Raw genomic sequence first — 12,955 nt, 5'->3', positions numbered from 1 at the left:
CATGGCCGCAATCACCACCGCCGGCAGTAACTTCGATGTGCAGGGACTGGTATCCCAGTTGATGTCGCTGGAGCAGGCTCCGATGACATCCAGCAAGAATCGGATCAATACTTATAACAATCAGGTCTCGTCATTAGGTAAGCTGAAATCGACCTTGTCGGATTTTCAGACATCTCTGCGAGGCTTGATTTCCGGTTCGGCATTGAATGCCAACAAGACCGACAGCAGTGATGCAAGTGCGGTCAAAGCCAGTGCAGGTTCAACTGCGGCTTCTGGCACCTATGTGGTAAATGTTACGTCGCTGGCGGCCGCTCAGACATTGGCGCTAAGCAGTTATGACGGCAGCACAGGTAAGATCACTTCCAATACTCAAAGTCTGGGTAATGCTACTGGAGGTGATCTGAGCATTGCTTTCGGATCTGGCACTACATTGAGCGTGACGATCGGCGCCAATGCGTCGCTGCAGTCGATCAGTGACGCCATTAATGCCAAAGGAGGAGATGTCTCCGCTTCCGTTGTCAATAGTGGGACTGATGGTTACAAGCTCGCACTGAGTAGCAAAAAAGCGGGTAATGATGGTGCATTCTCGTTGACGGGCGGCGCGGCACTGGGTTTGGGATTTTTGGATTTTGACCGTACTAGTACGGCAGCGTCCAACCTGGCCAAACGCACCGCAGCACCTAGCGACGCGCAGTTCACGGTAAACGGGGTAGCCATTACGGCATCTTCCAACAAGGTTACTGAGGCATTGACCGGTCTGGAGTTAAACCTGTACAAGACTGGGACCGCTACCGTCACCGTAACGCGTGATGACGACGCTGTTATCAAGAATGTGCAGGCGTTTGTTGATGGCTTCAATAAAATCAAAAGCCAGATCGATAGTATGTATAAGCAGAGCAGCAGCCAGGTTACCGATGCTGACGGCAAGGTGATAGGGACGGCGGTAAGGCTAGATAGCGGTGCTCGCATGATCATGCAGGACCTGACCGCTGAAATGACAGTAGGCCTTGCCGGCGTATCGCTTGAGTCTGGTTTGGGTTATTTGTCACAGGCTGGTATTGCATTGCAGAAAGACGGTAGCCTAAAGTTGGATAGTGAAGCGTTCAAGAAGGCACTGAATAAAGACTCAACGGCAGTGTACAAGCTGTTCAGTAACAGCAATGCCGATGGGTACGCTGACCGTCTGAACGACAAACTCAACAAAATGCTGGGCCCCGAAGGCATGGTACAGGTACGTACCGATAGCCTGAATCAGCAAGTCACGTACGAAAAGCAGAAGCAGGACCAGATCCAGGCGCGTTTGGACATGATGCAGAAGCGTTATATGACGCAATTCTCGGCACTGGATGCTGCGTTGGCCAAAATGAAGAACCAAAGTAGCTATATGGCATCAATGCTTGGTTGATTTTAATAAAATGCGGCAGGGTGATAATAAATGAATCGACTGGCATTGCAGCAATTGAACAAAGCGTACCAATCCGATGCTCTTGAGGCCTCGGTATATGGCGCTAGCCCTGTCGGTTTGATCGTAATGTTGTACGAAGGCGCTATCTCGGCTCTACGCAAGGCGCAGGGCGAGATTGCACTTAACAACTACATTGCAAAAGGCAAACTCATCGGTAAGGGCCTGGACATTATCAATGGCCTGGATACGGTGCTTAACCTTGAAAAAGGTGGTGAGGTGACTGCCAACCTACGGGAGTTATACCTCTACATGAAGCACCGTCTTGGTGTGGCAAACATGAAGAATGACGCTGAAATACTGGGTGAGGTGATTTTGCTGCTCGAAGACCTGCTCGGAGCCTGGAAACAGCTGGACAAGATGCAGGGGGCTGGACAGCGGGTTGGGCAGGTTTGAGATGGCTGGTTGGGATATTGCAATATTGTCGCGTTATTCCGAGCTCACCGCCCAGATGCTGGCTGTCGCGCAGTGCGAAGACTGGGAGGCTTGGCTGTTGCTGGATGAGCAGCGCGACCCATGCTTTGCCCGCCTTCGCGAAAGCTTGCAAGTCGACGCGCTGGATGAGCAAACACGTGCCATATTGATAGAAACCTTGCAGCAAAATCAACAGATGGAAACGCTGGTTGCCAGCCGTCATCACGAGCTTTCCGAGATGCTGCAGAGTTTACGCCAGCAGCAGAAGATATCTACCGTATACCGCTAGGCTTCAGCTGCTGTTTTGGCTGCTCAGACCCCGGAGCCTGTGATGAATACCACCGATTGGCTATTATTTTTGATTGTCGTGCTGCAGTCCGGCATTGTGTTCTGGCTCTGGCGTCGTATTGACATGATGGAGTCCGAGCGCAGGGTTGAAGCCAGTACCTTTGACCACTTGCAGCGACAAATCAGTGCCTTGCAGCGCACGGTGCAGGAGATACCTCCGGCACCACGCACCGACGCTACCGTAGTCCCTCCCCCTGTCAGACCGCAGCCTCGCCAGCAGCCACTCGCCACTACTGAGGGCGCCAGCCCCTATAACCAGGCTATCGAGCTGTTCAAGCGTGGCTTCTCTACTGCGGATGTGGCCGAACGCTGCGGTATCTCGCGCAGCGAGGCCGAGTTGATCCTTTCCTTGTACCGCAATAGTCCTACTGCATGATCTCCCCACTCTCCCAGGGTTTGCCCGGTCTGCAGACAGGTACATCCGAGCTGGCCGGCAACCCCCTTAGCGCAGCACAGGCCATCAAGCTTAGCCGAGAGCAGGGGCGTTTACTGCTGGAAGCCAGTAGTACCCCGGCGCGCATGCCGGTACTGCAAGGTGGCGAAACCATTCTGGCCAAGATCAGCGAGCGTCTGCCTGATGGCCGTATCGCGGCCCAGATAAAGGGCGAACCATTTTTGCTGAATGTGCCGCAGGGAGCCACGCTGCAAGGCGAAGACCTGCGGTTGCGGGTGGCTACTACCCAGCCGCTGGCCTTCCTGCTGCTGGATGCCGACGATCTCAAACCCGCGCCTTCGCCTGCGGATACGCCAAGCACCAAGCAGTCGCAGGCCCTGGCCCAAGCCCTGCAGTTGGCCGCAGGCAGCGAGGGGGTCGAGCTGGAAACTCTTACCCAGCCACAGGGCAAGCTACCGGCTTTCCAGTCTGGCGAATGGGTGATGGCCAGAGTGGCAGAACGTCTACCTGATGGTAGTGCTGCCGTTCTGGTAAAAAATGCAGCGTTTACCCTGAAAGCACCCGGAGATGGCCAGGCACTGCGCGCCGACCCTTTAATGTTGCGCGTGCGTGCTACTGAGCCGGTACTCAGTTTTACCCAAGTCAATCTGTCGCAAGCCGCTGCCAGCGACAAATCAGCCCCTGTATCGTTTAGCACCGCTTCGCGCTATCTGAGCAGCCTGTTGGCATCAGGCAATACCGTGCAGGGGTCTACCGCAACGGCGGCCTCTGCCTCACTGGCCAATGCCTTGCCTGCTGCCGCGCAGTTGGAAGGAAAGCCGCTGTCGGATGTCATTGCCAACCGCCTGGCCGCAGGGTTGGCCGCTATGCCTGCTGCGTTACGTGCCCATGCCACCCAGGCGGCTTTGCTGCCCGACCCGGCACAGCCGGCACCCGCGCACGAAACCCACCTCAAGGCCACGGTTGAAAAGAGTGGGGTATTCTACGAAGCCCATCAGAAAGCCTGGGTCGATGGCCGCCTGTCGCTGGATGAGCTCAAGCAAGAGCCGCAGGCGCGGCTGGCAACGCCCCTGACGACTGCCGACGCGAGTGCCGCCAAGCACGTCGTAACGCCTGAAGCGGGCCACTTGGTACAGCGCCAGCTTGATACCCTGGAGCAGCACCAGTTCATGTACACCGGCCAAGCGTGGCCCGGCCAGCTGGTACAATGGCAGATCCAGCCCGAGCAGGGCGGTGAGCGCGAGGGTAACGGCCAGCAAGAGATGCGCGCATGGCATACCAACCTGGCCATGAGTTTGCCGGCATTGGGCGGCCTGGCCGCACGCTTGCGTCTGGTAGGTAACCAGGTGCAGCTCACCTTTGATACCGATAACCCCGAAGCCGCCACCCTGATAGAACAATACCGTCAGCAGCTGGCCGGCTCGATGGAAGCCGCCGGTCTGGCACTGGCCAGCTTGCAGGTAAGACATGAAGCCAGTACGGGCTGATGGCCGCCGCTCCGCGGTAGCGCTCAAGTACAAGGATGGCGCCAGTGCGCCAACTGTCGTAGCCAAAGGCTACGGCCAGACGGCCGAGCGCATCATCGAGCACGCCAAAGACGCGGGCGTGTTCGTGCACGACTCCCCCGAGCTGGTCAACCTGCTGATGCAGGTGGACCTGGACAGCCATATCCCGCCCGAGCTTTACCGCGCCGTGGCCGAGGTATTGGCTTTTGTCTATTTCCTGGAACAGCACGCCAAGGGCGAAAAACTCGACTTTGCACAATGGCTGGCCATGCGCCGGCCCCCCCCTGTTGCCGTCGCGGCAGATAACGGAGCCAAACAATGAAAGTGGGATATATCGGTCTGGGCATCATGGGACGCCCCTGCGTCAGCAACCTTCTGCGCGCCGGCTTTGAGGTGGCAGTATGGGCACGCCGTCCGGAAACCGCCGCCAGCCTGATTGACGATGGTGCCCACTGGGTGCCCAGCGTGGCCGAGTTGGCCGCAAAGGTGGACGTGTTGATCACCAATGTGTCCGATACCGCCGACGTCGCCGCGCTACTACTGGGTGACGATGGTGTGGCCAGCGCAGCCCGCCCGGGGCTGGTGTGTATCGACATGAGTACCATCTCGCCCATCGGTGCTCGTGACATCGCGGCCAACCTTGCTACCCGCGGTATCAGCTTTCTGGATTGCCCGGTGTCCGGTGGTGAAGTCGGCGCTATCAACGGTACCCTCACCATCATGGTGGGCGGCGATGCGGCTGCACTGGATAAGGTACGTCCGGTGCTGGCCGCCATGGGCAAGACCATTACCCATATCGGCGCGAGCGGCGCCGGCCAGGTAGCCAAGGCATGCAACCAGATTGCGGTAGGGGTCGGTATTGCGGCAGTCGCCGAGGTGATGAAGCTGGCACAGGCCTGCGGTGTGGACCCGGCGCCGGTACGCCAGGCGCTGCTGGGCGGTTTTGCCGGCAGCAAGGTGCTGGACGTGCACGGCCAGCGCATGATCGACGACAACTACGCCCCCGGCTTCAAGGCCAAGCTGCATCAGAAAGATATGGGCATTGTTCTGGACACGGCACGTGAGCTGGGCATTCGTCTGCCCGAGGCTGAGCGCGTGGCCGGGCTGATCAGCCAGCTGGTAGCCAACGGCGAAGGCGAACTGGACTCGTCCGCCATTGCCCGTCTGATCTGGGCGGATAACGCCTGACAGTAACAAGGCCGCCCGTGATGGGCGGCCTTGTTGCTTGCCGGGTATTGCGGAATGCTTACTCCACGTTCTGAATTTGCTCGCGCATCTGTTCGATCAGTACTTTCAGCTCTACCGAGGCCTGGGTGGTTTCGGTGGAAACCGACTTGGAGCCCAGTGTGTTGGCTTCGCGGTTCAGTTCCTGCATCAGGAAGTCCAGGCGTTTGCCCACCTGGCCACCGGTTTTGAGGATGCGTCGTACTTCGGCCAGGTGTGTGGTCAGGCGTTCCAGCTCTTCGTCGACATCGATCTTTTGGGCAAACAGGGCAAACTCCTGCTTGATGCGGTCGTCGTCTACGTTGCCCAGCGCTTCTTGCAGACGTGCGGCCAACCTGGTGCGGTATGCTTCCAGAATAACCGGCAGGCGTGGCTTGACCTCTGCGATAATGTGGTCCATGCCGCTGATGCGGTCTAGCAGTACCTGGGCCAGTTTGCTGCCTTCGCGCGCGCGGGTGTCGCGGAAGTCGCCCAGTACGGCGTTCAGGCCTTCCAGGCACAGCTGGTGCAATACTTCTGGTGCCAGCGAGTTCGACTTGAGTACGCCCGGCCAGCGCAACAGCTCGCCCATGCCCAGGTCGCGTACCTGCGGGGCCAGCTCGCGGACTTCGGCGCTGACGGCCAGCAGGCGCTGGACGGTGTCGCGGTTCAGCTCCAGCTGCGGGGTATCGCTGTCGGTCTGGTTCAGGCCAATGCGGCACTCCACTTTGCCACGGGTAACACGGCCGCCGATCAGCTCGCGCAATTGTGGTTCGATGATACGCAGCTCTTCCGGCAGACGCATTTGCACGTCAAGATAGCGGTGGTTGACCGCACGCAGCTCGATGGATAACAGGCCACCCGGGAATTCACGGGTGGTAGAGGCAAAGCCTGTCATGCTTAAAATCATGGGGGCTCCCGAAACGGAATGAATAATTGGAAACTGACCCCGGATCGTTCTATCGATCCTGAGGCTGGCACACTATAACAATGGACACTACGCAATCCAAGCAGCGAGCACTACCGGTAGGCACACGGCTGGAAGATTACACCGTGGTGCGCAGCCTGAGCTCTGGTGGTTTTAGCGAGGTTTATCTGGCGCTGGACCAGTACGACCGTAAATACGCGATCAAAGAGTATTTGCCACTCTCCATGACCGGGCGGCGTGGCAAATCCGATGTCACGGTGTTGAACGAGCTGGATCGGGAGGCATTCAAGCTGGGCTTGAAGTGCTTTTTTGAAGAGGCACGTATCCTGGCCGCTATCCAGCACCCCAATATTGTCAGGGTGAGTAACTTCTTTCGTGCCAACCAGACCGTTTACATGGTGATGGACTATACCGAAGGACGCCCGCTGGCCAAGGAGATCGAGCTGTCGCCGCAGGGCATTGCCGAACCGCGTCTGCGCCGCTTGTTTGCCGAGTTGATCGGTGGTCTGCGCGAAGTGCATCTGCAGCATTTGCTGCATCTGGATATCAAGCCGGCCAATATTTACCTGCGTCGCAACGGTACACCGGTGTTGCTGGATTTCGGTGCCGCCCGCCAGACATTGGGGCGTGTCCAGCATTTGGCCAGCATGTTTACTCCTGGCTATGCTGCGCCCGAGCAGTATGATGCCCAGGCCAAGCTGGGCCCGTGGACCGATATCTATGCGCTCGGTGCCTGCATGTACATGGCTATGGGGGGCGACAAGCTGCCGTCGGCGGATCTGCGTCTGAAACAGGACAAAGTGGTACCGGCTAGCAAGGCGTTTGCCCGTTATTACTCCCCGGAACTTCTGGCATTGGTAGACGATTGCCTGGGGCTGGACCCGCTCACCCGTCTGGCTAGCCTGAGTGAAATGCAAAAGCGGCTACGGGACAAAAACTACGTTACCCCCGAGCCCCCGCGCGGCGTGTCCGCCTGGCTTGGCAGGCTAATAGGGCGATAACCATGAAATTTGCCATTGCGGTAGATACCAGAGTGGGTGGTCGCCCCTATAACGAAGATCGCATCGGTGTAGTCTGTACCGAGCAGGCGCAGCTATTGGTGTTGGCTGATGGTATGGGCGGCCATGCGCATGGCGAGGTGGCTGCGCAGATTGCAGTCGATGTGTTCTGCGAATTGTTCAAGAAAGCCGCCAAACCCCGGCTACAGCATCCACGACGTTTTTTGCTCAATGCCGGGCAAGAGTCTCATCAGGCTATTCTGGACCACGCCATTCGTCACCGGATGAGTGAAGTGCCCAGTACCACGGTGGTGGTGGTGGTGATTCAGGACGACGAGGCGTGGGTGGCGCACGCGGGGGATTCACGCTGCTATCTGCTGCGGGACGGCCAGGTGGTTTGGCGTAGCAACGATCACAGCCATGTACAGCGTCTGATCGATACTGGTTTTCTGAACGAGGCCGACGCCCACGACCACCCGGCGCGTAACCGTATTTACAACTGCCTAGGCGCTATCGGTGAGCCGGATATCGAATTGGCCGAGACTTTGCCCTTGGGCTATGGCGATACGCTGTTGCTGTGTTCTGATGGTGTGTGGGGGCCATTGCGCGACGATGAAATCGCCAGGGCTTTTGTTGGCCGTTTGCCCTCCATGGTGGTGCCCGCCCTGCTCAGCGTGGCCGAAAAGCGTGCAGGTGCGCATAGCGATAACCTGAGCGCCATTGCCTTGCAGCTGCTGTCTGACGAGCAATTCGTCCCGGGGCGGGAGGGTTTCATCGACAGTGAAACGCTCGCCGATACGCAAAGCGAGCAAACTTGGCAGTCTACCCTGATGGATAGCGAGCTTACCCAGGGCCTGAAACGTGGCTGATACCCGTCAGCCTGGTAAGGCTTTGCGCTAGAATGCCGGTTTCAGACGTACCGAGAGAAACCGCATGCGCCCATCCCAACGCGCCGCAGATGCCCTGCGCACCGTCCGCCTTACCCGCCATTACACCAAACATGCCGAAGGCTCGGTATTGATAGAGTGCGGTGATACCAAAGTGATCTGTACTGCCAGCGTGGAAGAGTCGGTGCCGTCATTTCTGAAAGGCAAGGGGCAAGGCTGGGTCACTGCAGAGTACGGCATGCTTCCCCGTTCTACCGGAAGCCGTATGCGCCGCGAAGCAGCTAGTGGCAAGCAGTCTGGCCGTACCCAAGAAATCCAGCGCCTGATCGGCCGCAGCTTGCGCGCGGTGGTGGACCTGCAAAAGCTGGGCGAGCGCCAGATTTTGATCGACTGTGATGTTATCCAGGCCGATGGTGGCACGCGCACGGCCAGCATTACCGGTGCGTTTGTTGCTTTGGCCGATGCGATTGCCGGCTTGATCGCGGCAGGCAAGCTGGCAGAAAGCCCCTTGCGTGACCACGTTGCTGCCATTTCGGTAGGGGTGGTGGCTGGCCAGCCGGTGTTGGATCTGGACTATGTAGAAGACTCGGGCTGCGAAACCGACATGAATGTCGTGATGACCGGTGATGGCCGTTTTATCGAGGTACAAGGTACTGCGGAAGGTGCCCCTTTTAGCCGCGATGAAATGAATGCGCTAATGGCTTTGGCAGAAAAGGGTATTACCGAGCTGGTGTCGCTGCAAAAGCAGGCACTGGCCAGCTAGCCAGGTCATGTCCTGCCGTGTTTCCCGGCAGGCTTATACGAAAAAAGGGCACCGCAAGGTGCCCTTTTTTATCCTGCAGCCGAATTACTTGGCAGCGGAAGCGGCTTTTTTAGCCTTAACAACTTTTTTCTCTACTTTCTTTTCAGCTTTCTTTTCTACTTTCTTTTCAGCAGCAGGAGCCGAAGCAGCAGGTTTCTTGGCATCAGCAGCGAAACCAGCGGAAGCAGCAACAGCGAAAGCCAGACCAGCAGCAACCAGAGTCAGTTTTTTCATGGTGAAATCCTTTGCAAAGAGTAGGGTATACACGTTGTGTTCAACGTCTGATGCCATGTTAGGTAGTTGCCTGCTACTTGTCTGTTATGAATTGTTCATCGTTGTATCGCTTTGTTGCTCCGGCCAGCCCAAGGTAAAGCGTGCACCACCCAGTGTGCTGTCGTCTATCCGGATGTGGCCATGATGCGCCAGCATGATCTGCCGCACGATGGCCAAGCCCAGGCCATAACCCCCCTGGCCGGCACCACGGCTTGGGTCTAGCCGCACAAAGGGCTCTAGCACATTGGAACGGTCGGCTTCGGCAATGCCGTGCCCGTTATCTGACACGCTCAACTGCTGTTCGCCATTGAGTACGGTGAAGCTAAGCTCGATTTCGCCCTGGCCGTAGTTGGCCGCATTGTTCAGCAGATTATCCAGTGCCCGTGCCAGCAGGGTGGGGTCTGCATGCAGGCTATCGTGGTAGACCCGCAGGCTTACCCTTAGCTGCGGGTGGTGGCTGGTCAGGTCGTCCAGACGCTGGCGTAGCCAGGTGTGCGCGGGCAGGGTTGCTGGCTGCATCGGCAAGTCCGGGCGGCCCAGCCGGGCGTGTAGCAGCAGTTCGTCAATCAGCGAGCCGATATTGTTGAGATCGCGCTCTATGCCCTCGTGTACCGGGTTGGCCGCGTCCACGTCCAGCAAGGCCAGGCGGTAGCGTAATCGCGCCAAGGGGGTGCGCAGCTCGTGTGCCACGGCATTGATCAGGGTTTGCTTGCTTTCCAGCAGGAGTTCTACGCTTTCTGCCATATGGTTAAAGCCGCGTGCCAGCGGTTGCAGGCCCGAGGTGGGCGCCAGGCTGACGCGTGCCTGAAACTGCCCCTGGCTGAGCTGTTTGGCGGCATTTTCCAGTTGTACCAGCTCGTTCCAGTGTGGCCGCATCCATAGCAGCACGGGTATGGCTAGCGACAGGCCGATCATGGTGAGCAGGGCGTAGTCCAGCCACTTTAGCTCGTGCATGAATACCAGATAGCTCATTGGCCCGGCAACGAGTGCGTAGGGTGACTGCTTGACGCGCTGCAGGTAGACCAGATCGTCTTCCAGCATCACGATATCGCCACGCAACAGGGCCTGCATGGAGACAGGGTCAAGCGGCAGGCTATGTAGTGGCTGTAGCGCTACATTGAAATCCAGCTCGTGGTCCAGCTTGGCCAGTTCGGCTGGCCATTGCTGTTGCGGAACACCATCCAGCGTGTGCTCGATCAGCGTGAGCGTGGTTTTCAGCAGATCGGCCAGCGCGCGGTCACCAGCCTTTTCGGCTACTTCCTTGTACACCAGGCCCGCGAGCGATACCGCCACCAGAAAACTGAAGATCAGTAGCAGATAAAACTGGATAAACAGTTTACGCATGGCTTACCAGCCTGCCGGCGAGAATAGATAGCCTTTATTGCGTACTGTCTTGATACGTTGCGGGGCAAGCGGATCATCCCCCAGCTTTTTACGCAGCCGTGACACGGCAATATCGATACTGCGATCCAGGCCGTCGTAGCTCAGGCCGCGCATCACGCGTAACAGGGTGTCGCGATCCTGGATTTCTCCGGCGTGGCTGGCGAGCTGCCATAGCAGATCGAAGTCGGATGTCGAGAGCGCGACACGTTCGCCAGCGAGCAACACTTCTCGGCAGGGGCCATCGATGATCAGTGTGCCAAATGCCAGTCGTTGTGGCTGACTGGACGGGGTGGGCGGGCTGGCTGTCGCTGGCGTGTGCTGGCGCAGCTGGGCGCGCAGGCGCGCCGCTACGACTGCTGGTGGGGTGGTTTTGAGAATATAGTCGTTCGCACCCAGCTCCAGCCCCAGGATGTGGTTCATGTCGCTATCCAGCGAGGTGAGCATCACGATGGGGCCGTGAAAGGTTGGCCGCAGCTCACGGCACAGCGTCAGGCCATCTTTGCCCGGCAGCATGATATCCAGCAGGATCAGCGCAGGCTGTACACGGGTGACGGCATCCAGTGCGGTATCTCCGCGTGGCTCGATGATCACGTCCAGATCGTGGCGCGCCAGAAAGTCGCGCATCAGCGCGGCCAGTTCGGCGTCGTCCTCAACAAAAAGCACGGTGTGTTTCATGGGGCGCAGTCGGCTAAAAAACTGAGTATCGCCGCCTGCGCTTTTCCGGGCAAGCCTGCGCCTGTAACAGCATGATGGCCGGACAAGCACGCATTAGCGTTTTTCTACCTCAAAGGCACTGGCCAGTGCGGCTACCTGGGCGGCCTCGCTGGCCAGGCCGGCAATCGCTTGTCTGGCCGTGGCAATCTGTTCGGTCGAGGCATCGAACCTGGCCGAGATCAGTGTCATGCGTTCGGCCAGGTGGCCGGCGGTGGCAGACTGCTGGGCATTGGTTACCGCAATCTCCTGCATCATCATGTTCACCTCGCCGGAGCCCTGCTGCAGGGCGTCCAGCCGCGTCAGTGTTTGCTGTACGGTTTCCACGCCGGCCCGTGTTTCCTGCGTGATGGCAGCAATCGCATCGACAGTGCCTTTGGCGGCCAACTGTACATTGCTGACCAGGTGTTTGATTTCGTCGGTGCTCAGGCTGGTACGTTCGGCCAGCTTGCGCACTTCGTCCGCTACCACGGCAAAGCCGCGGCCGCTTTCGCCCGCGCGGGCAGCTTCGATGGCAGCGTTCAGGGCTAGCAGGTTGGTCTGGTCGGCAATATCGTGGATGGTTTGTGTTACCTGGGAAATACTCCCGATGGCACTGGAAAGCGCGCGAATGGTGTTCTGTGCTTCTTCTACCGCCTGGGCGGCCGCCTGGTTGCGGTTTTGCGAGCTGGCCATCTGTTCTACGCTTTGCTGCAGGTCGTGGCGAGTATTCTGGCTTAGCCGCGCGGTATGTTCGGCATTGGAGGCGACTTGCTCTATCGAGGCCGAAAGCTCTTCTACCGCAGCGCCCATTTGGGTAACCGCGGTAGTACTTTCATCAATATGCCCCAGCAGTTCGCCTACGGCGACCTGGACTTGCTGAGTGTTGCGGGTCTGCTGGTGAGCGGTCCATTGCAGGTTATCCAGCATGACTTTCAGGTTGACCTGCATGTAAGCCAGGGCGTTCTCTATTTTGCCCTGATCTCCGGCACGGTTGATGCACAGCGGGTTGGTGAGTTTGCCCTGGGCAATATTGCGACAGGCTTGCAGCAGGGTTTGCTGCTGCTGCTTACGCTGGCGCTCCAGCACCAGCCACAGGCCAGTAGCTACCATGCCTAGTGCACTGATCAGCAGACCGCTTTGGTCGGGATGCGTGGCACCGGCCAGCACCACCATCAGTGTCATCAAGGTGACGTAGAGCGGGCGGAACCACACCATGAGGCGCCCGGTTTTGGGTGGTTTTTGCCAGCGTTTACCTGCGAGCAGGGCTGGATAGGTTTGCTCGGCTTGCTGGATGTCAGCCCGGCTGGCCGGGGTGCGTACCGACATATAGCCGGTGATATTGTCGCCTTCCAGTACCGGCACGACAAAAGCGTCTACCCAGTAGTAATCACCGCATTTTGTACGGTTCTTCACCAAGCCCCGCCAGCATTGCCCTTGTTTGACGGTATGCCACAAGTCGGCAAACAGCACGGGCGGCATTTCCGGGTGGCGCACGATATTGTGGGGCTGGCCCAGCAGCTCTTCCCGGCTAAAACCGGAGAGCTGCACAAAGCGGTCGTTTGCATAGGTAATCGTGCCGTCCAGGGTGGTCTGGGTCACGATGATGCCTTCGGTAAACGGTATTTCGGTCTGGCTGACAGGCAAGTTTGTACGCATGGTGATCGG

At 58.3% G+C, this 12,955-nt stretch carries 15 protein-coding genes; 10 read left to right on the top strand and 5 right to left on the bottom strand.

Annotated features, from left to right (window positions below; genetic code table 11):
* Position 1 precedes the first annotated feature (1 nt).
* The 7 genes from fliD to LCH97_RS09940 are packed head-to-tail and all read left to right on the top strand — an operon-like array spanning position 2 to position 5,311.
* Positions 2 to 1,405, top strand: a complete 1,404-nt coding sequence (fliD, locus tag LCH97_RS09970; RefSeq protein WP_227301589.1) for a flagellar filament capping protein FliD — start codon at positions 2 to 4, stop codon at positions 1,403 to 1,405.
* 30 nt (positions 1,406 to 1,435) lie between these two features.
* Positions 1,436 to 1,858, top strand: coding sequence for a flagellar export chaperone FliS (gene fliS, locus LCH97_RS09965; protein WP_227301588.1), 423 nt, complete (start codon positions 1,436 to 1,438; stop codon positions 1,856 to 1,858).
* Between the two features lie 25 nt (positions 1,859 to 1,883).
* A complete protein-coding gene (locus LCH97_RS09960; RefSeq protein WP_227301587.1) occupies positions 1,884 to 2,165 on the top strand; it encodes a flagellar protein FliT in 282 nt (93 codons plus the stop codon).
* A 42-nt stretch (positions 2,166 to 2,207) separates the two neighbouring features.
* Complete coding sequence (locus LCH97_RS09955) at positions 2,208 to 2,600, top strand: DUF2802 domain-containing protein (RefSeq protein WP_227301586.1); 393 nt, start codon at positions 2,208 to 2,210, stop codon at positions 2,598 to 2,600.
* Positions 2,597 to 4,105, top strand: coding sequence for a flagellar hook-length control protein FliK (locus tag LCH97_RS09950; protein WP_227301585.1), 1,509 nt, complete (start codon positions 2,597 to 2,599; stop codon positions 4,103 to 4,105). Before LCH97_RS09955 ends, LCH97_RS09950 begins: the two co-directional genes overlap by 4 nt.
* A complete protein-coding gene (locus LCH97_RS09945; protein WP_227301584.1) occupies positions 4,086 to 4,445 on the top strand; it encodes an EscU/YscU/HrcU family type III secretion system export apparatus switch protein in 360 nt (119 codons plus the stop codon). Before LCH97_RS09950 ends, LCH97_RS09945 begins: the two co-directional genes overlap by 20 nt.
* Positions 4,442 to 5,311 (top strand): NAD(P)-dependent oxidoreductase, encoded by an 870-nt coding sequence (locus LCH97_RS09940; RefSeq protein ID WP_227301583.1) that lies wholly within the window; start codon positions 4,442 to 4,444, stop codon positions 5,309 to 5,311. Before LCH97_RS09945 ends, LCH97_RS09940 begins: the two co-directional genes overlap by 4 nt.
* A 58-nt stretch (positions 5,312 to 5,369) precedes the next feature.
* Here the strand turns inward: LCH97_RS09940 and LCH97_RS09935 are convergent, their stop codons facing one another.
* On the bottom strand, positions 5,370 to 6,236 hold the full coding sequence (locus tag LCH97_RS09935) for a YicC/YloC family endoribonuclease (RefSeq protein WP_017509658.1): 867 nt from the start codon (positions 6,234 to 6,236) through the stop codon (positions 5,370 to 5,372).
* 80 nt (positions 6,237 to 6,316) lie between these two features.
* Between LCH97_RS09935 and LCH97_RS09930 the strand changes: the two genes are divergently transcribed.
* The 3 genes from LCH97_RS09930 to rph all read left to right on the top strand — a co-directional run bounded on the left by LCH97_RS09930 (position 6,317) and on the right by rph (position 8,902).
* A complete protein-coding gene (locus LCH97_RS09930; RefSeq protein WP_227301582.1) occupies positions 6,317 to 7,255 on the top strand; it encodes a serine/threonine-protein kinase in 939 nt (312 codons plus the stop codon).
* A 2-nt stretch (positions 7,256 to 7,257) separates the two neighbouring features.
* On the top strand, positions 7,258 to 8,121 hold the full coding sequence (locus tag LCH97_RS09925) for a PP2C family serine/threonine-protein phosphatase (RefSeq protein ID WP_227301581.1): 864 nt from the start codon (positions 7,258 to 7,260) through the stop codon (positions 8,119 to 8,121).
* A 64-nt stretch (positions 8,122 to 8,185) separates the two neighbouring features.
* Positions 8,186 to 8,902, top strand: coding sequence for a ribonuclease PH (rph, locus tag LCH97_RS09920; protein ID WP_227301580.1), 717 nt, complete (start codon positions 8,186 to 8,188; stop codon positions 8,900 to 8,902).
* An 84-nt stretch (positions 8,903 to 8,986) separates the two neighbouring features.
* Here rph and LCH97_RS09915 read toward each other — a convergent pair whose 3' ends face one another.
* The 4 genes from LCH97_RS09915 to LCH97_RS09900 all read right to left on the bottom strand — a co-directional run bounded on the left by LCH97_RS09915 (position 8,987) and on the right by LCH97_RS09900 (position 12,946).
* On the bottom strand, positions 8,987 to 9,175 hold the full coding sequence (locus tag LCH97_RS09915) for a hypothetical protein (RefSeq protein ID WP_227301579.1): 189 nt from the start codon (positions 9,173 to 9,175) through the stop codon (positions 8,987 to 8,989).
* A gap of 84 nt (positions 9,176 to 9,259) precedes the next feature.
* On the bottom strand, positions 9,260 to 10,558 hold the full coding sequence (gene rstB / locus LCH97_RS09910) for a two-component system sensor histidine kinase RstB (protein ID WP_227301578.1): 1,299 nt from the start codon (positions 10,556 to 10,558) through the stop codon (positions 9,260 to 9,262).
* A gap of 3 nt (positions 10,559 to 10,561) precedes the next feature.
* Entirely contained in the window at positions 10,562 to 11,272 is a 711-nt protein-coding gene (gene rstA / locus LCH97_RS09905) for a two-component system response regulator RstA (RefSeq protein WP_227301577.1), read from the bottom strand.
* 93 nt (positions 11,273 to 11,365) lie between these two features.
* The gene (locus tag LCH97_RS09900) at positions 11,366 to 12,946 is read right to left on the bottom strand and encodes a PAS domain-containing methyl-accepting chemotaxis protein (protein ID WP_227301576.1); all 1,581 of its coding nucleotides are present in this window, start codon (positions 12,944 to 12,946) and stop codon (positions 11,366 to 11,368) included.
* Positions 12,947 to 12,955 lie beyond the last annotated feature (9 nt).

Origin of the sequence: Vogesella sp. XCS3 (assembly GCF_020616155.1) — a bacterium.
Classification (GTDB): Bacteria; Pseudomonadota; Gammaproteobacteria; order Burkholderiales; family Chromobacteriaceae; genus Vogesella.
The sequence above is the reverse complement of the archived record's forward strand: the minus strand, read 5'-3'. Positions and strand labels throughout refer to the sequence as shown.